At 63.7% G+C, this 25,354-nt stretch carries 30 protein-coding genes; 14 read left to right on the top strand and 16 right to left on the bottom strand.

Annotated elements, in window-relative coordinates:
• The first annotated feature begins 209 nt into the window (after positions 1-209).
• The 3 genes from HHL21_RS11600 to HHL21_RS11590 all read left to right on the top strand — a co-directional run bounded on the left by HHL21_RS11600 (position 210) and on the right by HHL21_RS11590 (position 2,687).
• On the top strand, positions 210-476 hold the full coding sequence (locus HHL21_RS11600) for a collagen-like protein (RefSeq protein WP_169465959.1): 267 nt from the start codon (positions 210-212) through the stop codon (positions 474-476).
• Positions 477-697: 221 nt separating this feature from the next.
• Positions 698-1,708: an OmpA family protein gene (locus tag HHL21_RS11595; RefSeq protein ID WP_169465957.1), complete on the top strand. Its 1,011-nt coding sequence runs from the start codon at positions 698-700 to the stop codon at positions 1,706-1,708.
• A gap of 61 nt (positions 1,709-1,769) precedes the next feature.
• A complete protein-coding gene (locus HHL21_RS11590; RefSeq protein WP_169465955.1) occupies positions 1,770-2,687 on the top strand; it encodes a YihY/virulence factor BrkB family protein in 918 nt (305 codons plus the stop codon).
• A 16-nt stretch (positions 2,688-2,703) separates the two neighbouring features.
• On the opposite strand, the gene HHL21_RS11585 is transcribed toward HHL21_RS11590, so the two are convergent.
• From HHL21_RS11585 to HHL21_RS11575, 3 genes are all read right to left on the bottom strand, one after another.
• A complete protein-coding gene (locus tag HHL21_RS11585; protein ID WP_169465953.1) occupies positions 2,704-3,918 on the bottom strand; it encodes an AI-2E family transporter in 1,215 nt (404 codons plus the stop codon).
• A gap of 65 nt (positions 3,919-3,983) precedes the next feature.
• Positions 3,984-4,298 (bottom strand): BON domain-containing protein, encoded by a 315-nt coding sequence (locus tag HHL21_RS11580; protein WP_169465951.1) that lies wholly within the window; start codon positions 4,296-4,298, stop codon positions 3,984-3,986.
• A 67-nt stretch (positions 4,299-4,365) separates the two neighbouring features.
• On the bottom strand, positions 4,366-4,911 hold the full coding sequence (locus tag HHL21_RS11575; protein WP_229496345.1) for a hypothetical protein: 546 nt from the start codon (positions 4,909-4,911) through the stop codon (positions 4,366-4,368).
• Between the two features lie 246 nt (positions 4,912-5,157).
• Here HHL21_RS11575 and HHL21_RS11570 point away from each other — a divergent pair, with 246 nt between their 5' ends.
• From HHL21_RS11570 to HHL21_RS11560, 3 genes are all read left to right on the top strand, one after another.
• Complete coding sequence (locus HHL21_RS11570) at positions 5,158-5,628, top strand: outer membrane lipoprotein (protein WP_169465949.1); 471 nt, start codon at positions 5,158-5,160, stop codon at positions 5,626-5,628.
• Positions 5,629-5,702: 74 nt separating this feature from the next.
• On the top strand, positions 5,703-5,855 hold the full coding sequence (locus HHL21_RS11565; RefSeq protein WP_169465947.1) for a DUF3309 family protein: 153 nt from the start codon (positions 5,703-5,705) through the stop codon (positions 5,853-5,855).
• A gap of 64 nt (positions 5,856-5,919) precedes the next feature.
• Positions 5,920-6,357 (top strand): hypothetical protein, encoded by a 438-nt coding sequence (locus HHL21_RS11560; RefSeq protein ID WP_169465946.1) that lies wholly within the window; start codon positions 5,920-5,922, stop codon positions 6,355-6,357.
• 105 nt (positions 6,358-6,462) lie between these two features.
• Here HHL21_RS11560 and HHL21_RS11555 read toward each other — a convergent pair whose 3' ends face one another.
• The 7 genes from HHL21_RS11555 to HHL21_RS11525 all read right to left on the bottom strand — a co-directional run bounded on the left by HHL21_RS11555 (position 6,463) and on the right by HHL21_RS11525 (position 10,850).
• Positions 6,463-7,626, bottom strand: coding sequence for a patatin-like phospholipase family protein (locus tag HHL21_RS11555; RefSeq protein ID WP_169465944.1), 1,164 nt, complete (start codon positions 7,624-7,626; stop codon positions 6,463-6,465).
• A gap of 142 nt (positions 7,627-7,768) precedes the next feature.
• A complete protein-coding gene (locus HHL21_RS11550) occupies positions 7,769-8,149 on the bottom strand; it encodes a hypothetical protein (protein ID WP_169465941.1) in 381 nt (126 codons plus the stop codon).
• A 26-nt stretch (positions 8,150-8,175) separates the two neighbouring features.
• Positions 8,176-8,562 (bottom strand): phage holin family protein, encoded by a 387-nt coding sequence (locus HHL21_RS11545; protein WP_169465939.1) that lies wholly within the window; start codon positions 8,560-8,562, stop codon positions 8,176-8,178.
• A gap of 18 nt (positions 8,563-8,580) precedes the next feature.
• Positions 8,581-8,925, bottom strand: coding sequence for an ElaB/YgaM/YqjD family protein (locus HHL21_RS11540; protein WP_169465937.1), 345 nt, complete (start codon positions 8,923-8,925; stop codon positions 8,581-8,583).
• A gap of 31 nt (positions 8,926-8,956) precedes the next feature.
• A complete protein-coding gene (locus HHL21_RS11535) occupies positions 8,957-9,496 on the bottom strand; it encodes a ferritin-like domain-containing protein (protein WP_169465935.1) in 540 nt (179 codons plus the stop codon).
• A 28-nt stretch (positions 9,497-9,524) separates the two neighbouring features.
• Positions 9,525-10,415 (bottom strand): OmpA family protein, encoded by an 891-nt coding sequence (locus HHL21_RS11530; protein WP_169465933.1) that lies wholly within the window; start codon positions 10,413-10,415, stop codon positions 9,525-9,527.
• A gap of 63 nt (positions 10,416-10,478) precedes the next feature.
• Positions 10,479-10,850, bottom strand: coding sequence for a DUF4398 domain-containing protein (locus tag HHL21_RS11525; protein WP_370659722.1), 372 nt, complete (start codon positions 10,848-10,850; stop codon positions 10,479-10,481).
• Positions 10,851-11,039: 189 nt separating this feature from the next.
• Between HHL21_RS11525 and HHL21_RS11520 the strand changes: the two genes are divergently transcribed.
• The 3 genes from HHL21_RS11520 to HHL21_RS11510 all read left to right on the top strand — a co-directional run bounded on the left by HHL21_RS11520 (position 11,040) and on the right by HHL21_RS11510 (position 13,800).
• Positions 11,040-13,103 (top strand): AsmA family protein, encoded by a 2,064-nt coding sequence (locus tag HHL21_RS11520; RefSeq protein ID WP_169465929.1) that lies wholly within the window; start codon positions 11,040-11,042, stop codon positions 13,101-13,103.
• A 140-nt stretch (positions 13,104-13,243) separates the two neighbouring features.
• The gene (locus HHL21_RS11515) at positions 13,244-13,555 is read left to right on the top strand and encodes a BON domain-containing protein (RefSeq protein WP_169465927.1); all 312 of its coding nucleotides are present in this window, start codon (positions 13,244-13,246) and stop codon (positions 13,553-13,555) included.
• Between the two features lie 23 nt (positions 13,556-13,578).
• Entirely contained in the window at positions 13,579-13,800 is a 222-nt protein-coding gene (locus tag HHL21_RS11510; RefSeq protein WP_169465925.1) for a YMGG-like glycine zipper-containing protein, read from the top strand.
• A gap of 186 nt (positions 13,801-13,986) precedes the next feature.
• On the opposite strand, the gene HHL21_RS11505 is transcribed toward HHL21_RS11510, so the two are convergent.
• A complete protein-coding gene (locus HHL21_RS11505) occupies positions 13,987-14,625 on the bottom strand; it encodes a Crp/Fnr family transcriptional regulator (protein WP_229496343.1) in 639 nt (212 codons plus the stop codon).
• Between the two features lie 364 nt (positions 14,626-14,989).
• Between HHL21_RS11505 and HHL21_RS11500 the strand changes: the two genes are divergently transcribed.
• The 4 genes from HHL21_RS11500 to HHL21_RS11485 all read left to right on the top strand — a co-directional run bounded on the left by HHL21_RS11500 (position 14,990) and on the right by HHL21_RS11485 (position 17,078).
• Positions 14,990-15,667 carry a glycine zipper 2TM domain-containing protein gene (locus HHL21_RS11500; protein ID WP_169465920.1) on the top strand — a complete coding sequence of 226 codons (678 nt, stop codon included), beginning with the start codon at positions 14,990-14,992 and terminating at the stop codon, positions 15,665-15,667.
• A 181-nt stretch (positions 15,668-15,848) separates the two neighbouring features.
• The gene (locus HHL21_RS11495; protein WP_169465917.1) at positions 15,849-16,076 is read left to right on the top strand and encodes a hypothetical protein; all 228 of its coding nucleotides are present in this window, start codon (positions 15,849-15,851) and stop codon (positions 16,074-16,076) included.
• An 89-nt stretch (positions 16,077-16,165) separates the two neighbouring features.
• A complete protein-coding gene (locus tag HHL21_RS11490; RefSeq protein ID WP_131422801.1) occupies positions 16,166-16,312 on the top strand; it encodes a lmo0937 family membrane protein in 147 nt (48 codons plus the stop codon).
• A gap of 103 nt (positions 16,313-16,415) precedes the next feature.
• Complete coding sequence (locus HHL21_RS11485; RefSeq protein WP_169465916.1) at positions 16,416-17,078, top strand: YiaD family glycine zipper/OmpA-like lipoprotein; 663 nt, start codon at positions 16,416-16,418, stop codon at positions 17,076-17,078.
• A gap of 76 nt (positions 17,079-17,154) precedes the next feature.
• On the opposite strand, the gene HHL21_RS11480 is transcribed toward HHL21_RS11485, so the two are convergent.
• The 4 genes from HHL21_RS11480 to HHL21_RS11465 all read right to left on the bottom strand — a co-directional run bounded on the left by HHL21_RS11480 (position 17,155) and on the right by HHL21_RS11465 (position 23,708).
• Entirely contained in the window at positions 17,155-17,760 is a 606-nt protein-coding gene (locus tag HHL21_RS11480) for a response regulator transcription factor (RefSeq protein ID WP_169465914.1), read from the bottom strand.
• Positions 17,757-18,860 carry a sensor histidine kinase gene (locus tag HHL21_RS11475; protein ID WP_169465912.1) on the bottom strand — a complete coding sequence of 368 codons (1,104 nt, stop codon included), beginning with the start codon at positions 18,858-18,860 and terminating at the stop codon, positions 17,757-17,759. The genes HHL21_RS11480 and HHL21_RS11475 overlap by 4 nt, the downstream gene beginning before the upstream one ends.
• Before the next feature lie 19 nt (positions 18,861-18,879).
• Positions 18,880-20,694, bottom strand: a complete 1,815-nt coding sequence (locus HHL21_RS11470) for a CIA30 family protein (RefSeq protein ID WP_169465910.1) — start codon at positions 20,692-20,694, stop codon at positions 18,880-18,882.
• Between the two features lie 197 nt (positions 20,695-20,891).
• The gene (locus tag HHL21_RS11465) at positions 20,892-23,708 is read right to left on the bottom strand and encodes a M16 family metallopeptidase (protein ID WP_169465908.1); all 2,817 of its coding nucleotides are present in this window, start codon (positions 23,706-23,708) and stop codon (positions 20,892-20,894) included.
• 227 nt (positions 23,709-23,935) lie between these two features.
• On the opposite strand from HHL21_RS11465, the gene HHL21_RS11460 reads away from it, so the two are divergent.
• Positions 23,936-24,430, top strand: coding sequence for a DUF3617 domain-containing protein (locus tag HHL21_RS11460; protein ID WP_229496341.1), 495 nt, complete (start codon positions 23,936-23,938; stop codon positions 24,428-24,430).
• A 38-nt stretch (positions 24,431-24,468) separates the two neighbouring features.
• Here the strand turns inward: HHL21_RS11460 and HHL21_RS11455 are convergent, their stop codons facing one another.
• Positions 24,469-25,305 (bottom strand): branched-chain amino acid aminotransferase, encoded by an 837-nt coding sequence (locus tag HHL21_RS11455; protein ID WP_169465905.1) that lies wholly within the window; start codon positions 25,303-25,305, stop codon positions 24,469-24,471.
• Positions 25,306-25,354 lie beyond the last annotated feature (49 nt).

Here is a 25,354-nt window from a genome sequence, read left to right as displayed (position 1 = left end):
AATGCCTGTTTCACCTCATCAGGTCTGTGCGCCATCGAACATTCAAGAAAATTCCTGCCGTCTGTCATCTTTTTCCGATGAATCGGGAAGCAGAGCCGGTTATGTGCGTTCCCGTACAGAACGAACCGGGTGAGGTATTTATTCTGTGCTTGTCCGCGCTGACAGCGTGCGCATCGACATTGATGAACTATTTTGATAAGGAATCCACCATGAAGATCACCCTACTGGCAGCACTGCTGGCCGTCGTCGGCCTGACCGCTTGCGAAAAGACCGAAAGCACCACCGTAACGCCACCCGCTACCACGGTTATTGAAACCCCTGCTGCGACGCCTGCCGCGGTCCCTGTTCCAGTCCCAGTGCCTGGCCCAGCCGGCGCGCCTGGCGCTCCCGGCGAAAAAGGCGAACCAGGTGCTCCTGGCGAGCCTGGCAAGGAAGGCGATACCGTCATCGTCGTTCCAGAACAACCTGCCAAGTAATCTTTCCAGCTGTAACAGACAGCGCCGTCCCGGCTTTAGTTCCGGCACGGCGCTTTTTTTCGCGCTGCGCAGTACCGGAACGACGCAATGTTGTAAAAAAATGACAACGCGGATGCATGGTGCGGGAACGCACCGAACGCTTGAACTCACCCGCTTATTCTCCAGTCGAACCTCACAGAACACTGTCAACAATTACGTTTAATTACATTTCTGGAGTTCCTGTGAACAATATTAAGAGCGTTGCGGTCGCGCTTGGCCTGGCCTGCGGTGCAGGCGGTGCTATGGCACAAGAAATCCATCCCTCCTGGTACATCCAGCCCAGCATTCACTATTTCGAGCCGGACAGCGAGTTCGGTACGGACGAGCGCGATGCCGGTGGCGGACTGCGTTTCGGCAAGCCGGTGGCGGAGATGTGGGACCTGCAGATTGGCGCCAGCCATGCGCGTTCGGAAAGCGGCGCCTTCAACTACCGCCAGACCCTGGTCGGGGCCGACGCCCTGCTGATGATTTCGCGTAAAAATTTCCGGCCGTTCCTGCTGTTCGGTGTCGGCGCCCAGCGCGACAAGGTTGAAAACCCGCTGCGCCGCGTGCACGAAACCTCGCCCTACGTCAGCGCCGGCCTCGGCTTCCAGCTCGGCCTGTCCGACCAGTGGGCGATGCAGGCCGACCTGCGCACCGTGCGCGGCCGCCTGCGCCACGACGAGGACTTCGGCTTCGAGCGCAGCAACAATAAATACCTGGCGATCGGCTTCAACTACGCCTTCAACAAGCCCGCCGCGCCGCCAGCGGCCGTCGAGCAGCCGGTCGCGCCGGCGCCGGCGCCGCCGCCGCCGCCCGCGCCTGCACGGTTTGAAAAAGTGACGCTGTCGGCCACCGAGCTGTTCGAATTCGACAGCGCCACACTGAGGATGCCGCAGCCGCGCCTGGACGAGATCGCCGCCGCGCTGACGGCCGCCCCCAGCATCACCGACGTCGACATCACCGGCTACGCCGACCGGCTCGGTTCTGACAAGTACAACCTGACGCTGTCGGAACGACGCGCCCATGCCGTGCGCGACTACCTGGTCGCCAGGGGCATCGACGGCGCGCGCCTGAAAGCCTATGGCAAAGGGGAAACGAACCCGGTAGCAAGCTGTACCAACAAGAACCGTGCCGAACTCATCAAGTGCCTCGAACCCAACCGCAGGGTCGAGGTCGAGCAGATCAACATTGAACGGCGGATATCGGAATAAACCCCGCTGTCAGCAAAATAAAGGGGCGAACAGGCCCCTTTACTATTCTGGAGACGAGTTTATGGAAGTAAGCAAGGATTGGCTGCCGTTCTCCAGGAAGCTTGTGCATGTGATGCGCTGCACGGTGACGGAATGGTTCGCGGACCGTGCCGCCAGCAAAGGCGCGGCGCTGGCCTTCTATACCCTGTTCTCGATGGCGCCGGTGCTGGTGGTGGTGATCGCCGTGGCCGGATTCTTCTACGGGCATGAAGCGGCGCAGGGACAGCTGTTGACCGAACTGAAGGGCCTGGTCGGCACGCATGGCGCGGAAGCGATCCAGCTGGTCCTGGCCGGTGCGCGCGACAAGGAAAGCGGGATGTGGGCCACCATCGTTGCCACTGCCCTGCTGCTGTTCGGCGCCACCAGCGCATTCGCGGAGCTGAAGGACAGCCTCGACGAAATCTGGAACGTGCCGCCGCCGAAAGACGCCAGCTGGTGGGACATCGTGCGCACGCGCCTGCTGTCGTTCGGACTGATCCTGGTGCTGGGTTTCCTGCTGATGGTGTCGCTGGTGGTCAGCGCGGTGCTGGCTATTCTCGAAAACTATTTCACCGGCGTGTGGCAGGACGCGACCGTGCTGCTGTCGTGGATCGCGCACATCATCAGCTTCCTGGTGATCGCGACCCTGTTCGGCACCATCTATAAACTGCTGCCGCGCATCAAGCTGTCGTGGAGCGACGTGACGATCGGCGCGGTGGGCACGGCGGCCATGTTCACCTTGGGTAAGTTCGTGATTGGACTTTATATCGGTAACAGCGGCGTGGCCGACAGCTTCGGTGCGGCCGGCTCGATGATTGCGCTGCTGCTGTGGGTCTACTACTCGGCGCAGATATTCTTCCTCGGCGCCGAATTCGCCCGCCAGTATGCGCTGCAAATGGGCAGCCTGAAGAACATGCCGGCCGAAGAAACCGGGGCCGACAAGCTGCAGAAAGTCGCTTGATTTGCGGCAGCCGGCCCTACTCCCCCAGCAGCTCCGCAATCACGTCCATCCCCTCGACCCGTTCGGCCACGACCTTGATCATGACGACCACGGGCACGCCGAGCAGCAGCCCCCACATGCCCCACAGCCAGCCCCAGAACAGCAGGCTGACGAACACGGCGGCCGCATTCATCTTGGCGATCCGTCCCGTCATCCAGGTCGCGATCAGGCTGCCGACCAGGGTCGCGATCGCCAGCGACGCCCCGGCCACCAGGACCACCATGCGCAGCGATTCGAACTGCATGAATGCCGCCAGCGCCGTCGCCGAGGTGATCAGCAAAGGCCCGAAGTACGGCATGATGTGGGTCAGCCCCGCCACCACCGCCCACGCGCCGGCGTTCTCCAGCCCGATCGAGCGCAGCGCCACCCACATCAGCAGCGCCAGCATCGTGTTCGTCACCAGCAGCATGAACATGTAGTTCTGGATCGAGGTATTAATGTCGTCGAGGATGTGGACGGTCACCTTCTTGCGCGTCAGCGAAGGCCCGGTCAGCTTGACCAGCTTGCGCTTGAAGGTATCGCCCGCAAGGAGCAGGAAGAACACCAGGAAAATCACCATCGTGGCCTGGGTGACGAAGGTGACCAGGCCCATCGAGCCGGCCAGTACCCAGTCCATCACCTTGAAACTGCTGCTGCCGCCCAGTGAAGGCGGCGGCTTGCGCGGCGCGGCGCGCTTGCCTTCCATGCCGACGCTGGACGTGGCCTGCTCGATCTGGGCGGCCGCGGCCTGCACCTGCTGGATCGTGCTTGGCTGTCCGCCGGATGATTTCGCCAGCACCCGGGTCAGCTTCTCGGTAATCTGCGGCAGGTCGTCGATGATGTTGAAGAACTGGTCCTGCACCCGGTGGATCACCAGCCCCATCAGGCCGACGATGGCGACGGTAACGAGGGTCGCGCCGATGGCGCGCTTGATGTGCCAGCGTTCGAGCCACAGCACGACGGGATTGAGCGTGTAGGCGATGAAGATGCCGAGCAGCAGCGGGACGAGGAATTTCTGCGCCCACTGCAGCGCGAACACGAACGCGACGGTCGCAATGATGCCCAGCGCGAGGCCGCGCGCGTTGACGTGGATCGGCAGGCGCAGCACGGACGATTGCACGGCAGTGTCGGGGGATTCGGAAAGTGGCGCGGGGGGGGCGTCCACGACGGCTTCGGCGGCGGTGCCCACGGCGCTCGGGTCTGCTAGCTGCATGTTGACTTCACAAAAAAAGGGCCGGCTAAAAGGCCGGCCCGGGATTGGTCCGGCCGGACCAATGATTATTTTACGCGTACGTCATTCTTCACCGATGTTACACCCTTGATGCCGCGTGCAATTTCAGCGGCGCGCGATGCGTCCGATGGCTGCGCCACGAAACCGGACAACTGGACTTCGCCCTTGAAGGTTTCGACGTTGATTTCGGTTGCCTTGACGTTAGGGTCGGCAGCGAAAGCAGCCTTTACCTTGGCGGTGATCATGGTGTCATCGATGTACTCGCCGGTGCCTTCGCGGTTGGCGGTCGGTGCGCAGGCAACCAGGGTGGTGAGGACGGATGCGGCGATCATCATTTGGGCGACGCGGTGTGCGATTTTCATGCTGGAACTCCTTCAGTGGTTAATCAAAAAAATGCTCGGGGTGAGCTGGACGGTACGGCTGACAGCCTTACTTTCCGTACTGGTTTTTCGCGGCAGTGACACAGCCGTCCTTGGCCGCGCCGGCAAACGCATCGCACTTTTCAAGTGCGACTTTGTATTCCGCCGTTCGTTTGTCGTCACGCGCATCGTTGCGCGCTTCGATGGTTTTCTTGTCGGCGCGGGCGTCGGCCTGGGCCGCCACCAGTGTTGCCCTGGCCTGCTGCAGGCAGACATCCTTGTTGTTGCCGGTCAGTGCGGAGCACTTGGCCTTGTCGACATCGAAGTAAGCCGACGCGATGCGCAGGCGGGCCTGGGTGTAGGCTTTCAGCGTGTTCTTGTAATGCGCCTGGGCTTCCTCATCGGTGTGAACGCGGGCCGCTTGCGCTTCGGCCAGGCAGACATCTTTCGGGTTGCCGGTAATCAAGCCGCACTTGGCGCGCGACGTTTTGTATTCCAGCGCAGCGCGGTCGCGCGCTTCGTTGTACGCAAGCTTCGCTTCCGGCGTCGCTGCCTGGGCCAGCCCGGTCATCCAGGCGCCGCTACACAGCAGGGCAATGGCGAGGTGAGCTCTCATATTGTTTTTCTCCAGTTATCAAAACGATCAGTGCTGATGATGTTTTACGCGGGTTGCGCATGCTGTTCTGTACGCTGCCGAACACAGGAAAATTTATTTGTAAAAAGCTGCGCAAGGACGCAACGCAAGCGGGCGCAAAATACATGAACTGTCGCGAAATCGCTTTGTCCAAGGTGCGGAAACGCACAGACCTTGCAAATCTGTCAGGACTATCCTGAGCTAACACATTTGCAAAAGGAGAACAAAATGAAGTCGACACCTACCACTATTGCAACACTGATGATTGCCAGCGCAGCACTCCTGGGCGGTTGCGCAAGCACCTCCTCCGATCCGTACAACACCGGAACTTCCGGCGCGTATGGCACACCATCGAGCGCGGCGATGGGCTACGGCACGATCGATTCGATCCAGGTAACCCGCGGGCAGGCAAGCACCAGCGGCACCGGCGCAGTTGTCGGCGGCCTGGTCGGCGCACTGGTCGGTAACCAGGTTGGCAGCGGCAGCGGCCGTACCGCGGCAACCGTGGCCGGCGCAGTCGGTGGCGCAGCACTGGGCAACAAGGTCGAAGGCGACCGCGCTGCCAGCGGAAGCGACATGTATCAGATCAACATCCGCATGGATAACGGCGAGTACCGCTCGGTGATGCAAGACAGCGTCTATGACCTGCGCGTGGGCAACCGCGTGCGTATCGTCGACGGCCGCGCATACCGTTATTAATGGCGTTACCTGGCAGCAGAGAAATTTAACACTGGCGAAGCTCATCTCGTCTGACACTTATTGAGGAGATGACCATGGGAACAATACTGCTGATCATTCTGATCCTGGCACTGGTCGGGGCTCTCCCGACCTGGAACCACAGCCGCAACTGGGGCTACGGGCCGGTCGGCATCACCGGGATACTGGTGATCGTCCTGATCATCCTGCTGCTCACCGGGCGGCTGTAGAACAAGCTGAACCGGCGCCGCGTGCGCCGGTTTTCTTTTCTGATGCACTTTCTGTGGAGGTGACATGACACATCCGAGATTCTTGCGCACGATTCCCGTAGCACTGGCACTGATGCTGGCCGCCGCCGCCGCGCCGGCCCAGACGACGCCGCCGGCCGACACCACCAGCGCATCCGCTACGGCCAGCGCGTCGGCCCAGGTCGACGCGACGGCCAAGCCGCAGGATTCCAGCGACCAGAACATTCCGCCGGCAACCGCGCGCAAGCAGGCGGCCGAAGTCGCCACTGGCGATCCGCAACGCTGGTACCGCGAAGATGCGACGGCGGCCGCGCGACTGCGCACGATTCAAAAGGAAATTGCCGCGGGCTTGCAGGAGGCGCAGGGTAATTGCCGCCGCCAGCTGACCGCCGAACGCACCGCCTGCCTGAAGGACGCGCGCGCGATTTATCAGAAGGAAATGGCGGAGGCGCGCAGCCGGGCCATGGCCGACACCGCCCGCTGACCGCGTGCCGGCGCGCCTGCCGCGTCATGCGTCAACCCGACGCAGGCATGGCCGATTGCGCTACGCTTATCCACACCCTAGCTCGTGACCGTGCGCGTGATGCCGTCAGGGGCCCTGGCGGGTGCCGTTGTGCCTGCGGTCGCGGATCGACGGCAGTTCATGCACCACGACCGCCGTGTCTTCTTCGATTTTCCTGAGCCAGGCCGCGTCGCCGACGGCGCGCATGCCGTCGGCGTAGCCCTGGTTCCAGCGCCAGTCGATCGAGCCCTTCGAGAAATTGACGTCCTTGGCCGCCATGTGCCAGTCGCGCCCGACGTACGGCAGCCGCACGATGTGCAGCGTGCTTTCGCAGCCCAGTTCGGCCAGGTCGCGCTCGTCGTCGGCAGTCCGCTTGTCAGGCGGCAGGCGCTCGTACAGGTCGCGCATCTTGTCTTGCAGGCGGTGCATCCTGGCGTAGTCCTCGATATGCCGTATCGAGCGCGATGCGTAGGTGACGTCCTTCTGCCGCGTCTGCACCTGGTCCAGGGTCATAGGCTCGGGGCCGCGCGAACTCCACAGGTCGACCATGAAGCACAGCGTGTCGCCTTCCGGCAGGGAGTTGAGCACCGATTCCAGCGGCGTGTTCGAGTACAGGCCGCCATCCCAGTACAGCTGGCCGTCGATGCGCACGGGTGGAAACGCCGGCGGCAGGCTGCCGCTGGCGCGCACATGGTCGGGTTCAAGCCGCATCTTGCGGCTGTCGAAGTGGGTCAGCTGGCCGCTGGCGACGTTGACCGCGTTGATGGTGAGGCGCGTGCTTTCCGGGCTGTTCAGGTAGTCGAAGTCGACCAGCTCGGCGAGCGTGTCGCGCAGTTCGGCCGTGTCGTAGAACGACGCCGCTTCGGGGGCGACCGGCCAGCCGAAGGCGAAGCCATTCCACCAGCGCGGCGTGAAAAAGCCAGGCACGCCACTGAGTACGGCGTGGATGGTGTTGAAGGTGATATTCGAACGGCGCTGGCTGTCGCTGACCTGTTCCATGTCGATCCGGTCGGGGTGCGAGACCCGTTCCCAGAAACCGCGGATGCGGGTCAGCCGGTTTTCCTTGCGGTTGCCGGCGATCAGGGCCGCGTTGATGGCGCCGATCGAGGTGCCGACGATCCAGTCGGGCGCCAGGCCATGTTCGTGCATGGCCTGGTAGACCCCGGCCTGGTAGGCGCCGAGCGCGCCGCCGCCTTGCAGCACCAGGACGATGCGCAAGCCATGCGGATTGAGGGCGTTAGGCTGGGACACGGTCAGCTCCCGTGAGCGGCCTTCATGCCCTGCATGGGCAGAAGTAAGTACACGTCCCCTCCAGAAAAAAAGCGGCGCCGAATCTGCGATTGCGACGCCGCCCAAGCCCCACCATATTTCAAGCGTTCGGCGTGACGCCGCGTTACCGGTGCGCCATGCGCGCCTTGTGACGCTGTGCGTACCAGGCTGCGCCAGCCATCAGCAGCGCCACGCCGAGCGCTGGCTTGTGCAGCCGGCGCCGGTTGATGAAGCTGATGATGCTCATCGCGTAAGGCATGACGGCGCCGACACTGATGCCTGTCGGCCGCAGCAGGCCGTCCACCCTGGAACGCAGCGCGAACGTCGCGTGGTCCATCGCGTTGTGAAAAATCGTTTCCGGCCTGGCCCCATGCTTGATGTGGGCCTTGGCCTGGACGATGCCGGCGCGATAAAAATCACCTTGGCGCAACAGGCGCGCCTTGCGTTCCGACAGGTCCGATGCGCTGTCCGCATCCTTCTTGATCAGCTCGCCGTCTTTGTCCATGTAGTTCCCCTCTTGTTTTCAGCTGCTCACAGCAGCATGTCGCGGTCGTTCTTCAGCTCGTTCATCGTTTCCGGGAATGCGAGCTTGCCTTCCTTGAGCATGGCCCTGGCCTTGAGTACCAGCGCCGCGGTAATGGCGATGAACACCAGGAACATCACCAACAGGATGGTCCATCCCATCGATTCCCACGTCAGTGCGACGATCATCGCGGTGCCGTACGCAATCGCAAACCAGCTGCAGATCAGCGCCAGCGCGCCAATCGCGATCAGCTCGATGACGTGATTGCGCACTTCGGACAACTCGAGTGCCGCAAGTTCAACCCGCGACACGACGAGTCCGAGAATGTTTTTCGCCAGCCCGGTCAGGCCGCTAAACAAGCCGGGGCCATGTACTGATGTGTTCGTGTGGTCCATGGCTTCTCCCGGCGTTGATTATTTGCGGCCCAGGATGACGCCGACCAGCAGGCCGACGCTCGCAGCGGCGGCAATGGTGCGCCATGGGTTGTCTTTAACGTAGACATCGGCGGTGTGTGCCAGTTCCTTACCGCGCACCATCGCCTGGCCCTGGTATTCCTTGCCCTTGCCCATGGCCTGGTCCAGCAGCTGCATGCCGCGGCCGCGCATTTCATCGGCCTTCTCGCCGGTCAGCGAGGCTGCCGCGGTCAGCAGCGACTGGGCATCCTTGACCAGGGTCTTGATGTCGGTCTGGACGGTGTCCAGGTTGCTGTTCAGGGCGGACGGCGAGGTGCTGTTGGTGCGGATATTGGTATCGATCATGATGAACTCCGTGAGTGAATGAAAAGGTGGTTTAGTGGGACAGAAGATCGCGCATGTCATCCGCGTGCTCTTCTTCCACCGCCATGATGCTGACCAGCATCTGGCGGGTGGTCGGGTCTTTGTCGCCGATGGCGGCGATCATTTGCCGGTACGACTCGATGGCGACGCGCTCGGCGATCAGGTTGGCGCGTATCATCGCTTGCACGTCTTCCGATTCGTCGTACTCGGCATGGCTGCGTGCCGTCAGCGTGGCCGGGTTGAAGTTCGGCGAACCGTTCAACTGGACAATGCGTTCGGCGATGGTGTCGGCATGGTCTTGTTCCTGCTGCGCATGCTCCAGGAATTCCGCCTTGACGTGGCCGGTGTTCGGGCCGCTGACGGTGTAGTAATGGCGCTTGTAACGCAGCACGCACAGCAGTTCCGTGGCGAGTGCGTCGTTGAGCATGCCGATCACGGCTTCACGGTCGGCCTGGTAGCCTTCCGTCACCGCGCCGTCGTCCATGTTGGCCGCGGCGGCGCGGATAGCCGCCACGTCGAACCCGTGCCCGAGCGGCTTGTTGGTATCTTCCATGATGATGTTTCCTTGCTTAAAAAATTAGTTAGCGCGGTGGAATCGTCCGGCCTTCGTTCGACAGCACAATCTCGACGCGGCGGTTCAGCTGGCGGTTGCCGGCGGCCTCGTTCGGCGCCACCGGATGGGCTTCGCCATAGCCGCGCGCGGCGACGCGTTCGCGTCCCACGTCCATGCCCAGCAATGCGTCGCGCACCGAGCTGGCGCGGCGCTCGGACAAGGCCTGGTTATGCGCGGCGCTGCCGGTGCTGTCGGTAAAACCTTCGACAAGCACAGTGCGCTCCGGGTTCTGTACCAGCACCTCGGACAGCTTGCGCACGGTGGCCACGCCGGCCGGCGTCAACGTGGCCTGGTTGGTGGCGAACAGCACGTCGCCGATGGTGATGATCATGCCGCGTTCAGTCTGCTTGGCTTGCAACTCGGCCATCATCGACTCGAGCTGGGCTGCCTTGGCCTGGGCGGCGCGCGCCATCGCTTCGGCGTCCGCGGCCTGGCGCTGTGCATCGGCAGTCTGGGCCTGGGCGGTGGCGGTGGCGGCCTTGGCGCGGTCGGCCTCGGCGGTACGGGCTTCCAGGCGGACCTGGTCGCGCTGCTGGCCGGCCATGGCGATGTCGGCCTCAGCGGCTTTCTGCTTGGCGACTTCCTGCGCGGTGGCGATCTTCTGCTTGGCGATATAGGCCAGCTTGTCGACCGTTTCCAGGCTTTCCTTCTTGGCAGCGGCGGCGTTGGCCTGGTCGAGGGCGTCGCTGGCCTGCTTGAACTCAAGCGGCGCGTAGGTCGCTACCTGCGGGTTGTTGTTCGCCGCGATGAAATCGCCACGGGCCTGGTCGAGGACGGGCGTGGTCAGCGGGACGCTGCTGCATGCGGACAGCAACACGGCACCAGCCAGGATGGCCGATTTCAGCAAGTGATGTTTCATGATCAGTTCCTTTTTTGTTTTTGAGGGAGATACATGGCGCGCGCCGCGCGCCGTGGAGCCGGATTACTTGGCGCGGTCGACTTCTTCGCGCAGTACGCGCAAGTCTTCCTGCAGCGCATTCGAGGCCGCCGTGGCCTTGGCCGAGTTGGCCTTGCTCTGCGCCAGCTTGGCATCGGCCTGGGCCTGGTTGGCCAGGTCGCGCGCCAGCGTGTAATCCTTGGCTGCGAGGGCTGCGCTGGCGCGCTGCATCTTGGCGCGCGCCGCGCTGATTTCTTCCGGCGCCAGGTCCGATGCACCCGCGCTCACCGCGTTTTCAACGGCGGCTTTGGAGACCGCGACATCGGCGGTCGCCGGCGCTTTCTGCGATGCGCAACCGACCATGGCCAGCAGCAGCGAGCCGCACAGCAACGTTGCCAGACGATTCTTCGATTCCATATTCATCTTTTTCTCCGTGTGTCGTTGATTGATGTCGTAGTAACTTTATAAGCTGATTCAAATGCAAGTTCGGTTCGCTGACGCACATATCATCCAGATAAGAAAACTCAGCGTTGCCGTGGGTGCGTCAGCGCACAAAGAGTGCCTGTAAATCGAGCTAAGCTGGGCTCCTCGATTGGAAGGAACGCCATGACCGAAGCTCAAGCAGGCAGCGGCGCCGGCAAGCCGGTAACGCGCCGTACCAAAATCCTCCTCGCCGTTGCCGGCGTGCTGGTCGCCATCCCGGCCATCGCGCTGGCCGTCCTGCTGACCTACGACTGGAACAAGGCGCGGCCATGGCTGAACGCGCGTACCAGCGAAGCGATCGGCCGGCCGTTTGCGATCACCGGCGACCTGTCGCTGTCGTGGGAACGCCCTTCCGGGAAGATGGCCGAGCGCAACCGCACCTGGCGCGACTTCATTCCCTGGCCCCACCTGGTCGCCAACCATGTCCACGTCGGCAACCCGGCCGGCATGCCGGCCAGCGACATGGCCAGCGTGCGCCAGTTTTCGTTCTCGCTCGACCCGCTGGCCCTGCTCGACCAGCGCATCATGATTCCGCTGCTGCAGTTCCGGGCGCCGGTGGTGCACCTGCAGCGCAATGCGGACGGCAAGAACAACTGGACCTTCAAGAAGGAAACGAAAGAGTCGCCCTGGGTGCTGGATCTCGAGCGCGTGGTCTTTACCGAAGGCATCGTGCATTACAAGGACGCGATCACGAAGGCCGACTTGACCGCCGATGTCGATACGCTGGAGGGCGACCCGGAATACGGCGTCGGCTGGAAACTGCGCGGCACCTACAACGGCGCCCCGGTCACCGGCAGCGGCAAGGCCGGCGCGGTGCTGTCGCTCAAGCAGCAGATCACGCCCTACCCGCTGCAGGCCGACTTCCGCATGGGCGCCACCCGCATCGCGTTCGACGGCACCCTGACCAAGCCGACCCAGCTGGCCGCGCTGGACCTGAACCTGAAGCTGGCGGGCCCCAGCATGGCGCGGCTGTATCCGCTGATCGGCGTGCTGCTGCCGGAAACGCCGGCCTACAGCACCTCGGGCCGCCTGATCGGCGCGCTTGGCCCGGACAGCAGCCGCTGGACCTATGATAGATTCAGCGGCAAGGTCGGATCGAGCGACCTGGGCGGCACCCTGACCTTCCAGACCGGCGCGCCGCGCGGCAAGCTGAGCGGCACTGTGCGCTCGAAGCTGCTGCATTTCGACGACCTCGGTCCGCTGATCGGCGCCGACTCCAACGCCAGCAAGGCGCGGCGCGGCGTCGCGCCGGTCCAGCCAGCCAACAAGGTGCTGCCGGTCGAAACCTTCCGCACTGAACGCTGGACGGCGATCGATGCCGATGTGCGCTACGCCGCCGACAATATCGTGCGCGAGAAGCAATTGCCGATCACCAAGCTGTCGACCCACCTGATCCTCAAGGACGGGGTGATCACGCTGGCGCCGCTGAATTTCGGCATGGCAGGCGGCACGCTCACCTCGAACATCAAGATGGACGGCAGCGGCCGCCAGGGCAAGAATGCGATCAAGGCTACTGCCAAGGTCACCGCGCGGCGCCTGCAGATCAAGCAGCTGTTCCCCGCCATCGAAGGGCTGCAGGCCTCGGTCGGCCAGGTCAACGGCGACGCCGCGCTGTCGGCCACCGGCAATTCGATCGCCACCCTGCTGGCGGCATCGAACGGCGAGATCCACACCCTGATCGACGAGGGCACGGTCAGCAAGATGCTGCTCGAAAAAATGGGCCTGAATATCGGCAGCATCGTGCTGACCACGCTGTTCGGCGACAAGCAGGTACGCATCAACTGCATGGCCACCGATTTCGCGGTCGACCGCGGCGTGATGTATTCGCGCATCTTTACCGTGGACACCGAGGAAGCCATCATCAACGTCGACGGCGTCATCAGCCTGGTGGACGAAACCCTGCACCTGACGATCAACCCGAAAACCAAGGGCTTGCGCATCATCTCGCTGCGCGCCCCGCTGTATGTGCGCGGCCCGTTCAAGCAGCCTTCGGTCAGCGTCGACAAGGGCGTGCTGGCGATGAAGGCCGGCGGCGCACTGGCGCTGGCCACGCTGGCGGCCCCGGTCGCCGCGCTGCTGCCGCTGGTCAGTGCCGGCCCGGGCGTACAAAGCGAATGCGGCAAGCTGCTGGCGGCGGCGCGCCAGAAGCCGGTGGCCCCGCCGCCGGGCAAGCGGCAGGCCCGCTGATGCCCATCAGAAATGGCTGGTCCGCACTACGTGCGTTGGCGTACAGACCAGCTAGCGAGCAGGCTCTACTCTAGCCTCATCGGTGACGGCAACCCCGCGCCGCAACGCATGCCCTACAACCCACTACAGAGGATAAAAACATGAAAAACCTGAAGTTTGCAGCGACCCTGCTGGCCGCGCTGATGCTGACCCAGGTCGTCGGCTGCGCCAATACCGCCAAGCAGGAAAGCGTGGGCGAATACATCGACGATACCGCGATCACTGCTGGCGTAAAAGCAGCGATCCTGAACGAACCTACCCTGAAAGTCGCCGAAATCAATGTCGAGACGTTCAAGGGCGTGGTGCAGCTGAGCGGCTTTGTGTCCTCGGCGGACAGCGTGGCAACCGCATCCTCGGTAGCACGCAGTGTCAAGGGCGTGAAGTCGGTCAAGAACGACATCCGCCTGAAATAAAACCAACGTTAGGAGGACCCAAGATGAAATCCATTCAACAACTCGCAGCAACTGCAGCACTGGTCACCGTCGCCCTCGGCCTGGGTGGGTGCGCAGGCATGTCGCAACAGGATAAAAACACCGCGATCGGCGCTGGCGCCGGTGCCGTGGTCGGCGGCGTACTGACCGGCGGCAGCACTGCCGGTACGGTCGGCGGCGCAGCGGTCGGCGGCGTGATCGGCAACCAGGTCAAGCCGCCGAAGTGATCTGCTAACTTGCATGCTTGCTGAAGCACGCCCCGCTTGCCGGGGCGTTTTTTTGGCTACGAGCAAATCCGTCTTTCCCGCCCAGGGGAACTCCATACCGACGCGATCCGGGCAAAGCGCCGCCGCGCAATGACAAACGCCCCATCGCTGGGGCGTTTTACTGAGGTGGCGCCGCACTGCGCGCCGCTACACGAACGCGCTCGACAGCGCTTCCTCCCCGGCATCCTTGACGATCGCGTAGCACTTGCACGAAGCCGCAGTCAGGCCCGGCACATCGAGGATCTCGATATTGCCGCGGCTGTAAATAATCAGCCCCTGCTGCTGCAACGCGCTCGCCGCCTTGGTGACGCCGACCCGCCGCACACCCAGCGCATGCGCCAGGAACTCATGCGTCAGGTGGAACTTGTCCGACTGCAGGCGGTCGCGCGTGATCAGCAGCGAGCGCGCGAGCCTGGCCTCGAGCACGTGGAACCGGCTGCACACGGCAATCTGGATCGCCTGCGCCAGCAAGGTATCGGTGTAGCGGTACAGCACCCGCTGCAAGGACGGATTGCGCGCGAACTCGGTGCGGAACTCGGCGCTATCCATGCGGCTGGCGCTGCCGGCGCGCTGGACGATCGCGCGCACCTGCGGCAGCTCATGGCCCAGCGCGATCGTCGCGCCAAGCATGCCCTCCCTGCCGACCAGGCCCACCTCCAGCGTCATGCGCCCTTCCGCCACGCCCAGCAAGGAGATCAGGCTGTCGTGCGGAAAGTAGATGTGCTGCAGCGGTTCTGACGGCTCGCACAATACGGCGCCCACTTCGATTTGTACTGGCTCAAGCATGGGAGCGAGGCGCGCAAAGTCATTCTCCGGTAGCGCCGCCAGTAATTTGTTGCAGTTCGACTGCGCTAAGTCTGGAGGTGCGCCTGGCTTTGGCCCCTCCCGAGCGCGATGCGTGTGTTCATACATAATTCGGACCGGTTACAAACGTACATGAATGGAGCTTGCCTGTAGTAGTGCTTACATTTGCAAACAATTTCAATCAGCGTAGCGGCAATAATAGTGAAAGTATGTACGGTGACGCACGGAAGCGCCGGTACTACATAGGGAGAATGACCGCATTGGACGGACCATGTGCTGGGCCTGTCCGACGCCGGAAATGGCCGGTCAACAAAAACAGCAGGTACGACAAAAGGAACCCTCCATCATGAATACACCACTCCACAGCACCTTCAAACGTCCCGGCATGCATCCGATGCTGATCCTGGCTGCGCTCGCCGTCATCCTGTTCTGCCTCGCCGGCACCGCCGCGATCATGGGCTGGATCCCGTCATCGGTTGGCGGCAACCCGGCACGCGGCGACCTGAGTGAAGCGGACCGCCTGGCCCTGTCGACCCAGATGGCGCCGGCGTCGGCGCCGCAACTGGCAGCCGCAGCGCCAGCCGGCATCGACCTGCGCGACCAGCCTTCCGGCAAGATCGCCGAGCCTAAGCGCTACGACGAGCCGGTCAAGCGCGCTCCTGCAAAGGTAGCGGCCGCTGAATCATGGTGCTCGAATTGCGGCAACGTCGAGTCGATCCGCCAGGTCAAATCGCGCGCCGAAGGCAGCGGGCTTGGCGCGGCGGGCGGCGCCGTACTGGGCGGCCTGCTCGGCAGCCAGATCGGCGACGGCAGCGGCAAGAAGCTCGCCACGGTCGCCGGTGCGGTCGGCGGCGCGGTGGTCGGCAACCAGGTCGAAGGCAACGTGCGCGCCACCACCAGCTACGAAATCAAGGTGCGCCTCGACGACGGCAGCGCGCGCACCTTCCGCCAGGACCATGCGCCGCAATGGCGTACCGGCCAGCGTGTAAAAGTGGTCAACGGATCGCTGCGCTCGGTCGCCTGACCGAGGGCGGCGGCGCCGTCTCCACCTCCAAAAAACAACGCCCCGGGGCGCATCCCCCGGGGCGTTGTCTTTTCATTTGTGCAATGTGAGCCACCGCACGGAACTACTGTTGAGCTGCAAGCAAACTAGATTCACGTCGGAAACAAATTCGGCGGCACATAAAACGAATGGGGGAGCGTACATGAACAGCCTTGCATGGATCGGCATCATCGTTTGGGGCATCATCGTCAGCGTATTCGGCCTGACCATGGCCGGGCCGCCACAGGCGCATCCGGGCGCCATGCAGCCGCAGGACGTGGTCTTCCTGATCACCGGCGGCCTGCTCAGCTGCCTGATCGGCATGGTCGGCCTGATGGGCATGATGGGATGGGTGCCAGGGTTGCGCAATGAACAAAAATCTTGTGGCTAGTGTACGCTATCGAACAGAGTGCAAATACACACCTGAGCATACTTCAGTCACGGCCTGCGGGTCTTCTAAAACATAACCGAGGACAAATCATGCTCTATACAATCGCTGTCATTCTGCTGATACTGTGGCTCCTGGGCCTGGTCACTTCCTACACCGTGGGCGGCTTCATCCACATCCTGCTGGTCGTTGCAGTCATCATGATCCTGGTACGCCTGATCACCGGGCGAGGCATTTAGTACGCCATACACCCAACCATTGTTTGAAACCGATTCGTTTCGCGGTCGTGCCAGGCTCAGCCTGGTGTGACCGCGAAACGAATCAAATTTTAAGGAGCACCCAATGAAAAAAATCTTCAATAAATCCATCGTCGCAGCAACCGTCGTCGTACTGGCCGCATCCGGCTGTGCGGACATGTCCGCTACCCAGCGCGGCACCGCAACCGGCGCTGGCGTCGGCGCGGGCCTTGGCGCCATCCTGGGCGGTACCACCGGCGGTGGCGGCGGATCGCGCGCGGCCAAGGGCGCTGTCATCGGCGGCGCCGCTGGCGCGCTGATCGGCAACATCTGGTCGAACCGCATGGAGAAGCAGAAGCAGGCCATGGAGCAGGCTACCCAAGGCACCGGCGTGCAGGTCACCCAGACCTCGGATAACCGGCTGAAGCTGGAGATCCCTGCCGACGTGTCGTTCGACACCGGCCGTTCCGACATCAAGTCGAACTTCCGTCCGGTGCTGGAGCGCTTCGCCCAGACGCTGAACGAGAACCCGGCTGCGGCCGTGACCATCATCGGCCACACCGACAACACCGGCGACGATTCGGTCAACCAGCCGCTGTCGGTCGACCGTGCCGCGCATACCCGCGACTACCTGGCGCAGCGCGGCGTGTCGTCGAACCGCATCATCATCGAAGGCCGTGGCGAACGCCAGCCGATCGCATCGAACAACGATGCCAGCGGCCGTGCACGCAACCGCCGCGTCGAGATCTATGTCGCAGAACGCGGCTAAGTCACAGCGTCCCCTCACCGGGGACTGTTTCAAGGGGGCGGCCTTCGCGGGCCGTCCTTTTTGCGTTTACGTGCCGCTACAGCCAGCCGGCGTCGCGCGCGAGGCGGAATGCCTCGACCCGGTTACCCGCGTTGAGCTTGCTGATCGCTTCCGACAGGTAGTTCCTGACGGTCCCTTCGGACAGGTGTACCTGGCGCGCGATCTCGGCGCTGCTCCTGCCTTCCCCGGCCAGCCGCAGCACTTGGCGCTCGCGCTCGGACAGCGGATCCTGGCCGCCACTCCAGCCCTCCAGCGCCAGCTCGGGCGCCACCGCACGCCCGCCGCCGTGTACCGTGCGGATCGCCGCCGCAAGCGTGTCGGCCGGCGCATCCTTGAGCAGGTAGCCCCGTACGCCGGCCGCCAGCGCTCGCCTGAGGTAGCCGCTGCGGGCGAAGGTGGTCACGATAATGACGCGCGTTGGCAGGCCAAGTTCGGCCAGGGCGGCGGCAAGTTCGAGTCCGGTCATGTGCGGCATCTCGATATCGGTCAACACGATGTCCGGCGCCAGTTCCTTGCAAAGTTCGTGTGCGTCGCGGCCGTTGCCGGCGGTCGCCACGACGTCAAGGTCGGGCTCGAGCCGCAGCAGCGCCGCGAGCGCGCCCAGCACGAGGGCCTGGTCTTCGGCAATCAGTATGCGGATCATGCGGCACCCGGCGCAGGCAGGCGCAGCTCGAGCGACAGGCCTTTGGCGACGTTGACCGCGAGCGTGCCACCCAGAGCGGCCGCGCGTTCGCGCATGCCGGTGAGTCCATTGCCATGTCGGATACCTGCATGCGCAGCGCTGCCGTCATCGGCCACGCGCAGCACGATCGTCCCGTCCTGCATCCCCAGGCTCAGGGTGCAGTTGGCCGCCGCCGCGTGGCGCACGACATTGGTCACGGCCTCGCGCAAGGCCAGTGCGACCACGTGCTCGGCGGCTGGCGACAGCGGGATCGCCTGCACGTTCTCATGCAGCCCGACGTTGGCCGCCGCCAGGCTGGCACGCGCACTGGCAAGCGCATGCGCCAGCCCGCTCTCCTGGTAGCCGCTGACAGCTGCGCGCACTTCCGACAGCGCGCGCCGCGCGGCCGTTTCGATATCGAGGATCTCGCGCCGGCAGGCATCCGGGTCGCGTGCTGCCAGTTTTCCGGCCAGTTCTGCCTTGAGCGCGATCAGCGACAGCGAATGCCCGAGCAGGTCGTGCATGTCGCGCGAAATGCGCTCGCGCTCGGCGATTGTCGCCATGTGCTCGACCTCTTCCTGCTTGCGTATCACCAGCTTGCGCGACCGCTCCAGGCCGGCCTGCATCACCGACGCGATGCCGACCGGAATACCAATCGTCAACGCTGGCAGCAGGAAAGCCAGACGCAGCCGTTCGGGTATCGCCAGCGAAATCACCAGCGCCAGCAGCATGACACCCGCCAACAGCAGGTAGGCGCGGACCGGCTTCAACCCGGCGCACATGGCGCTGGCATAGATAAAGAATGCGCTGGCGCCCACGTTCCATGGCGCCCACAGCGTGCCGATCAAGGCGGTCACGAGCACGCACAGAACGGCATGCTTGCCCCTGGCCCAGAAGCTGGCCAGGTACAAGGGAAAGAACACGGCGAGCGTCAGCAGCAGCAGCGGGATTTCGTACCGGCCAGGCGCAACGTTCACGTACTTCCACACCATGAATACCAGCGAAAGCGCCCACAGGTACGGCATCTTTCCCAGTTCCGGCGGCACCCAGGCCCCGCTCAGCACGCTCTTGATCGTTTTCATTGCGCCTTCTTCGTATGGTTCAGCGTTCGAGCAGCCGCACGTCGGCCAGTTCGAACCGGTAGCCGCCAAGTTTCGGTCCGGCATTAAATCCTATCATGGTCACTGCCGCCGGATCGATCCCCGGCATCGCGCTGAAGGGCACGGTGACTTCGGCCCAGTCGGCGCCGGCGGTAAATGGGACAGTGGCCGGGATCGTGACGCCGGTCGACATCATCATGAGCTGGTAGCGCTGGCCGTCGCCGCGGACCCTGAAGCGGATCAGCTTCGCGCCGCTCAGGTCGGCGGCCTGCATCGGCCGCGCGCCTGGCATGAAGGCGACGCCGGCCCACGGGTAGGGAAATCCCGGCGCCACCGTGGCGTCGATCGACACGCCTGCCTGACCCTCCGCTGCGGCCGGCAGCAGCGCCAGCTTGACGGTCGAACTGCCGCCCATCATGCCGTCATGCGAAGGTCCCCAGCCGGTGCCGACCGGGCTGCCGAACTTCTCGGCGGTGAACAGGCTGATGCGGCCATCGCCAGGCAGGCGCACACGGTTTTCCGGCGACGGGACAAGCTCCTGGGCGACGCGCTGCCGCTGTTTGGCGCGCAGCGCACTGACGCTCTCGCCATCCTTCCATATTTCTTCAATTTGCTGGGTGGCCGAAATGTCGGTGAGAGGATTGCCGTTCACCAGCAGCAGGTCAGCCTTGTAGCCGTTGGCAATGCGCCCACGTTTCCCCAGCCTGAATGCAGCCGCAGGGGCCGAGGTGGCGGCCGCCAGTGCTGCCTGCGGTGAGAGCCCGGCTTCAACCAGCGCCGCCAGTTCGCGATGCATGCTGATGCCGTATTGGGTGCCGGGATTGCCGGCATCGGTTCCGGCCAGGACGACGACGCCCGCCTTGTGCAGGGCCGCGGTGACGGTTTTCGGGACGGCCAGCTTTTCGGGCATGGGCTTCGGGCCGTAGCTCGATGTCAGCGGCACCTGCTGCTCCTTGTCGAGCAGGCCGGCGAGCGGGCTGTCGGCGCCGACCGGCGGTACCCGCACGCCGGCAGAGCTCTCCAGTACCGTGAAGGTCGGGATGACGAAGGCGTCCTTTGCGCGGGCCAGCCGAGCAAACGCGGCCGCTTCCTGCTGGCCGATCCGATCGCCGATGAACAGGTGCACCAGGCCGTCGGCCCCGGCATCGAGTGCGGCGCGCGCGTTGGCCAGGGTGCTGATGTGAACCACGGCCAGTTTGCCGCGCCGGTGGGCTGCATCGATCGCCGCTTTTACCGTTGCCAGGTCCAGGCTCTGCATCTTGTGTTCACCATGGCCTTCTTCGAGCACGATCTTGATGAAGTGCGAGCCTTCGGCAATCCGGGCGTCGACAAACGCCTGCGCTTCGGCCGGCTTTGCCAGCGTTGGAATCGGCATGCCGAACTGGGTGCCATGGCCGCCCGCCGCTGTGACCAGCGTTCCGGCGGAAAACAGGTCGGCCTGGTCGCGGTTCTCACCGGCCGCCATCGCGCGGGTGATCTGCTGCATGGCCTGCACGCCGGTGAACATATCGACCTGGGTGGTGACCCCGAACAGCAGCGGTAGCTCGAAATGGCGGTAGGCGTGTACGTGCGCATCGATCAGCCCTGGCAGCAAGGTGCGGCCGGCGCCGCTGACAACCCGCGCACCGGCTGGCGCCGCGCCGCGGTAGTCCGCATTGGCGATCACGCCGTTCTCGATCAGCACCGAACGCTTCGGGTGCACCTGCTTGCCGTCGAAGACGCGGACGTCCTGTACCAGCGTAGCCGCAGCAAAGGCCGCCGCCGGGCAAGCCAGCACGCACATGGACAATATCGCTTTTACGGTGATCGTTTTCATACATCCCTTTCATGTTGGTGTGAGGTCAGTATGTGGATCGCTGCGGGGCGGCGCCAGAAGCAAGTGCCATGATCGCGGCCTGACATTTGTCATGTGGCCACGTCCCGGGTCAAACGTGTTGGGGCGGAAATGGGATGGGGGATGTTTTCGGCCGGGACTTGCCCGGCCGAAAACAGGTGTTGCCGGCCTACTTCAGATTACTTCTTTGCTTCGGATGGCTTGCCGGACTTGGCGAAGTCGCCGGCGCTGACGATCGAGACGCTGGCTGGCTTCAGGTTGGTACGCAGCGCTTCGTTTACCTGCGCTACCGTCAACGCAGCTACCTTGGCTTCGAGGTCCTTGTCGAAGGCCATCGTGCGGTCCAGCGTCAGGTAGTTGGCCAGGCGGCCGGCCAGCGAGCCGTCTTCGGTGCGATACACTTCCTCGCCCTGCTTCCAGCCCTTCTTCGCTTTGGCCAGTTCAGCGGCGGTGAAGCCTTCCTTGATCGCCAGGTCGATTTCTTCGCGCAGCGCCGCTTCCACCTTGGCGGTGTTCTGCGGGGCGCTGATGGCGTACGCGAGCCACAGGCCGGCCGGGTCACGCGCCGGGATATTCAGCTGCGAACCGACGCCGTACGACAGGCCTTCCTTCTGGCGGATACGGTCCGCGAGACGGCTGCGCAGTGCGCCGCCGCCCAGCATGTGGTTCGCCATCAGCAGCGCCGGGAATGCCTGCGCGTCGTCCTTCAGCAGCATCGGGTGCACCGCGACGAGGACGCTGTTTGCCTTGTCCGGCGTTGCGAGCGCGATCTTTTCGCCTACGGCGTTCTTGATGGTGCCCGGGATGCGTACGTACGGCTGCGCCGCGCGCCAGTCGCCGAACAGGGTCGCGAGCTGCGCCTTGACTTCCTTCGGATCGAAGTCGCCCACCGCCGCGAAGGTCGCGTCGCCCGCGCCGTAGAACGACGAGTGGAATGCCTTGACGTCTTCCACCTTCAGCGCGCGCACAAGCGCCAGCTTCTGCGGCAGCGTCTCGACGTGCTTGACGTGGCCTTCCGGCGTAGCGTCGAGCAGGCGCTGGAACGCGTTAAATGCGAGCGGCTGCGGTTCGGGCATGTCCTGCTCGATGCGGCCGATGCGCTCGCGCTGCAGTTCGGCGAACTCGCTGTCGGCAAACGCAGGCTTGCGCAGCACTTCTGCCAGCAAGGCCATGGCCGGGGCCAGGTTCTCGCGCGTGGTCGTGACCGATGCGCTGACGCCTTCGGCGCCGCCGCCTACCGCTACCTGCGCCTTGAGCTTGTCGAAGGCATCCTTGATTTCCTGACGCGACAGGCGCTCGGTGCCGCGCATCAGCAGCGACGCTGCGAATGCGCCGGCGTCGGCCTTGCCTTTCAGGCTGTCGACGGTGCCGGTGCGCAGCACCAGGTTGGCGCTGACCATGCCGCCTTTGGTCTTCTTCGGCAGCAGCGCGCCTTTCAGTCCGTTCGCCAGCGTGAAGCGTTCGGTGCGCGCTTCGATGTTGGCCGGGCTTGGGTCGAATGCCTCGCCCTGCGCGACCATCGCGCGGCCCTTGTAGCCGTCCACCAGCGCCGCGATATTCGGCGTGCCGGGTACTTCGGTGCGGTCCACGGTGTCGGTCGGGATGAAGCGGCCGAGGGTGCGGTTGGTCGGCTTCAGGTATTTCAGCGCCACAGCCTGCACGTCAGCCGCGGTGGTCTTCTCGGTGCGGTCGCGTTCGAGGAAGAACAGGCGCCAGTCGCCGGCTGCCATCGATTCGGTCAGCGCGATCGCCAGTTGGGCGGTGTCGTTGGTGGCCAGTTCGATCTGCTTGTTGATCGCGACGCGCGCACGCGCGACTTCGGCTTCGGTGATCGGCTGCGACTTCAGGTCTTCCAGCACCTTGAGCATCGCGTCCTGGGTCGCGTCGAGCTTCACGTCTTTCGGCACGACGGCGCCGAAGATGCGGTAGCTCGGTTCCAGGTTGTTGACGGCATCGACCTGCACCTTGGTGGCGAGCTTGGTTTCGACCAGCGCCCTGTGGAGGCGGCCGCCTGGCGCATCGACCATGATGCGCGCCAGCAGCGACAGCGCCGCCTCGTCCGCATGGCCCGACGGCGCGACGTGGTAGCCGGCGCCGACGAACTGGGTGCCGCCGTTGCGGCGTACGGTCACGGAGCGTTCGCCGTCCTGCGTTGGTTCGGCGGTGTAGGTTGGCTGGATGGTGCGGGCCGGCTTCGGAATGCGTCCGAATTTTTCATTGACCTGCTTGAGCACCTTGGCTTCATCGAAGCGGCCGGCCACCATCAGCACCGCATTGTCAGGCTGGTAGTAGTTCTTGTAGAAGGCGCGCAGGCGCGGGATGTTGACCTGCTCGATGTCGGAGCGCGCGCCGATGGTCGACTTGCCGTAGTTGTGCCAGTCGAAGGCGACCGCCTGCAGGCGCTCGGTGGTCACGCCGATCGGATCGCTCTCGCCCATCTCGAATTCGTTACGTACGACCGTCATCTCGCCCTTCTGGGTCTTTGGATTCCACAGGTCGTTCTGGTCGATCGGCGAATTGATCATGCGGTCTGCCTCGAGCGCCAGCATGGTCGCGAGGTTTTCCTCGTTGGCCGGGAAGGTCGAGTAGTAGTTGGTGCGGTCGTACCAGGTGGTGCCGTTGAATTCGGCGCCGGTCGAGTTCAGCACTTCAACCGGGGTTTTGCTGCCCTTCTTGATGCCGAAGTTGGCGGTCGGCTTGAACAGCAGGTGCTCCAGCAAGTGCGCCATGCCGGTCTCGCCGTAGTTTTCGTGGCGCGAGCCGACCATGTAGACGATGTTGGTGGTCAGGGTCGGCTTGCTTGCGTCAGGGAACAGCAGCACGCGCATGCCGTTACCCAGGCGATATTCGGTGATGCCTTCAACTGTCGTCACTTTGACAGGGGCGGCAAGCCGTGCGGATTTTACCGCGGCCGGGGCCGCTGGTGCGCCAGCGGCAGAAACGAAAGCGGGCGTCAGGATGCCGGCGCTGAGCATGAAGGCGGTGAGTAGTTTCACGTGATGCTTCCTATCGGTAATAAGTGACGGGAGAAAAGTATGCCATACGCAGCAAGGTCGGGAAACCTCTTTTGTATGCATACGTGACGAGGCCGCTGGCGTGCGATTTCGGCTATGCTAACGGGATAAGCAACCCACACCAGGAGTCATCCATGCCAGTCCGACTTACCGCACTTGCCGTTATAAGCTCGGCGATTTTTATCGCGTTGCCATGTTCTGCGCAAAACATGAAGCCTGGTTTGTGGGAGATCAATAACAAGATGCAAAGCAGCAATGGCCAGCTGGAACAGGCGATGGCGATGGTGCATGAGCAGATGGCGCAGATGACGCCCGAGCAGCGCAAGCAGATGCAGGACATGATGGCGAAAAATGGCATGCAGATGCCCACTGTTGGCGCCGGCGGCAGCATGTCGGTCAAGATGTGCATGACGCGCGAGATGGCGGCGGCCAACACGATGCCCATGCAGGAAGTTGGAAACTGCACCCACAAGCGCTCGGCGGTGGTGGGCAATACGATGAAGGTATCGTTCCGTTGCAGCAAGCCCGACGCCAACGGCGACGGCCAGGTGACCTTCAACAGCGACTCCGATTATTCGATGAAGATGAAGGTCACCACCAGCGCCAGCGGAAAGCCGGAAACGATGAACATGGATGCAAGCGGACGCTGGCTCGGCGTCGATTGCGGCGACATCAAGCCGACCGCGATCCCGAAGGCGAAATAAGCGCTTCAATCCTTGGGCATGTCGAACACCCCCAATGCTTACTCCTGTTCCATAAAGGCCAGGTACCGGTCGCGCGCCAGCGTCGCGACCGGCCCGGCCTCCAGGGTGCGCTCCTCATACCGCACGCAGGGCGTAACCTTGGCGTAATTACCGGTGCTGAAAATCTCCTTTGCGCTGTCCAGCTCCGCCGGCTCGACGGTACGCTCAACCACCTTGACACCCGCCTCTTCCAGCAACGCCATCACGCGCGCCCGTGTAATGCCGGCCAGGAACGTTCCGTTCGGCACCGGCGTTGCCACTTCCCCCGCCGCAGTCACGAGGAACAGGTTCGACGACGCAAACTCGGCAACCTTCCCGCGGCTGTCCAGAACGACGGCGTTGTCGTAACCGCGCTCTTTCGCTTCGCGCAATGCGCGGGTGGTATTGGCGTACAGCGCCGAGGCCTTGGCGTCGGTCGGCGCCATGCTCGAATCCGGACGGCGCAGCGCCGACAGGCAGGCGGAAAATCCGCTGAACGCGGGCATCGGCGCGTCGAACAAGGTCAGTGCGAAACCGCTCTTGTCCGCATCGGGAATCAGGAAGCCGTCGGCGGCGTACACAAGCGGCCTGATGTACAGCTCCGCATCGGCCGGGAATTTGGCGACGCCCTCGCGCACCAGCGTTTCCATCTCATCGACGGTGTAAGGACAGTTCAGGCCGAGTTGCTGCGCGGACTTGATGACCCGCTTCAGGTGCAGGCGCAGGTCAGGCAGGTGGCCGCGCACGGCGCGCGCGCCATCGAACACGGACGAGCCCAGCCATACGCTGTGATCCATCGCCCCAAACAAGGGTGTATTGCCTTCGGCCCATTGTCCCTTGAAATAAGTCAGGTACATATTCTTCCCCAATAGTTGTGATTCCGCGCGCCGCTCTGTCGGCAGCCCA

Origin of the sequence: Massilia polaris (assembly GCF_012927275.1) — a bacterium.
GTDB lineage: Bacteria > Pseudomonadota > Gammaproteobacteria > Burkholderiales > Burkholderiaceae_D > Telluria_A > Telluria_A polaris.
Note: the sequence above shows the minus strand (reverse complement) of the source record. Positions and strands in the feature narration are given on the sequence as shown.

Coding starts and splice junctions, on each gene's coding strand:
- HHL21_RS11510 (WP_169465925.1), top strand. CDS start 13,579: ATGAAATCCATTCAACAACTCGCAGCAACTGCAGCACTGGTCACCGTC.
- HHL21_RS11585 (WP_169465953.1), bottom strand. CDS start 3,918: ATGCAGCTAGCAGACCCGAGCGCCGTGGGCACCGCCGCCGAAGCCGTC.
- HHL21_RS11520 (WP_169465929.1), top strand. CDS start 11,040: ATGACCGAAGCTCAAGCAGGCAGCGGCGCCGGCAAGCCGGTAACGCGC.
- HHL21_RS11530 (WP_169465933.1), bottom strand. CDS start 10,415: ATGAAACATCACTTGCTGAAATCGGCCATCCTGGCTGGTGCCGTGTTG.
- HHL21_RS11485 (WP_169465916.1), top strand. CDS start 16,416: ATGAAAAAAATCTTCAATAAATCCATCGTCGCAGCAACCGTCGTCGTA.
- HHL21_RS11495 (WP_169465917.1), top strand. CDS start 15,849: ATGAACAGCCTTGCATGGATCGGCATCATCGTTTGGGGCATCATCGTC.
- HHL21_RS11460 (WP_229496341.1), top strand. CDS start 23,936: ATGAAGCCTGGTTTGTGGGAGATCAATAACAAGATGCAAAGCAGCAAT.
- HHL21_RS11545 (WP_169465939.1), bottom strand. CDS start 8,562: ATGGACCACACGAACACATCAGTACATGGCCCCGGCTTGTTTAGCGGC.
- HHL21_RS11535 (WP_169465935.1), bottom strand. CDS start 9,496: ATGGAAGATACCAACAAGCCGCTCGGGCACGGGTTCGACGTGGCGGCT.
- HHL21_RS11515 (WP_169465927.1), top strand. CDS start 13,244: ATGAAAAACCTGAAGTTTGCAGCGACCCTGCTGGCCGCGCTGATGCTG.
- HHL21_RS11455 (WP_169465905.1), bottom strand. CDS start 25,305: ATGTACCTGACTTATTTCAAGGGACAATGGGCCGAAGGCAATACACCC.
- HHL21_RS11575 (WP_229496345.1), bottom strand. CDS start 4,911: ATGAGAGCTCACCTCGCCATTGCCCTGCTGTGTAGCGGCGCCTGGATG.
- HHL21_RS11600 (WP_169465959.1), top strand. CDS start 210: ATGAAGATCACCCTACTGGCAGCACTGCTGGCCGTCGTCGGCCTGACC.
- HHL21_RS11570 (WP_169465949.1), top strand. CDS start 5,158: ATGAAGTCGACACCTACCACTATTGCAACACTGATGATTGCCAGCGCA.
- HHL21_RS11475 (WP_169465912.1), bottom strand. CDS start 18,860: ATGAAAACGATCAAGAGCGTGCTGAGCGGGGCCTGGGTGCCGCCGGAA.
- HHL21_RS11590 (WP_169465955.1), top strand. CDS start 1,770: ATGGAAGTAAGCAAGGATTGGCTGCCGTTCTCCAGGAAGCTTGTGCAT.
- HHL21_RS11580 (WP_169465951.1), bottom strand. CDS start 4,298: ATGAAAATCGCACACCGCGTCGCCCAAATGATGATCGCCGCATCCGTC.
- HHL21_RS11525 (WP_370659722.1), bottom strand. CDS start 10,850: ATGGAATCGAAGAATCGTCTGGCAACGTTGCTGTGCGGCTCGCTGCTG.
- HHL21_RS11565 (WP_169465947.1), top strand. CDS start 5,703: ATGGGAACAATACTGCTGATCATTCTGATCCTGGCACTGGTCGGGGCT.
- HHL21_RS11540 (WP_169465937.1), bottom strand. CDS start 8,925: ATGATCGATACCAATATCCGCACCAACAGCACCTCGCCGTCCGCCCTG.
- HHL21_RS11560 (WP_169465946.1), top strand. CDS start 5,920: ATGACACATCCGAGATTCTTGCGCACGATTCCCGTAGCACTGGCACTG.
- HHL21_RS11480 (WP_169465914.1), bottom strand. CDS start 17,760: ATGATCCGCATACTGATTGCCGAAGACCAGGCCCTCGTGCTGGGCGCG.
- HHL21_RS11505 (WP_229496343.1), bottom strand. CDS start 14,625: ATGCTTGAGCCAGTACAAATCGAAGTGGGCGCCGTATTGTGCGAGCCG.
- HHL21_RS11490 (WP_131422801.1), top strand. CDS start 16,166: ATGCTCTATACAATCGCTGTCATTCTGCTGATACTGTGGCTCCTGGGC.
- HHL21_RS11470 (WP_169465910.1), bottom strand. CDS start 20,694: ATGAAAACGATCACCGTAAAAGCGATATTGTCCATGTGCGTGCTGGCT.
- HHL21_RS11550 (WP_169465941.1), bottom strand. CDS start 8,149: ATGGACAAAGACGGCGAGCTGATCAAGAAGGATGCGGACAGCGCATCG.
- HHL21_RS11500 (WP_169465920.1), top strand. CDS start 14,990: ATGAATACACCACTCCACAGCACCTTCAAACGTCCCGGCATGCATCCG.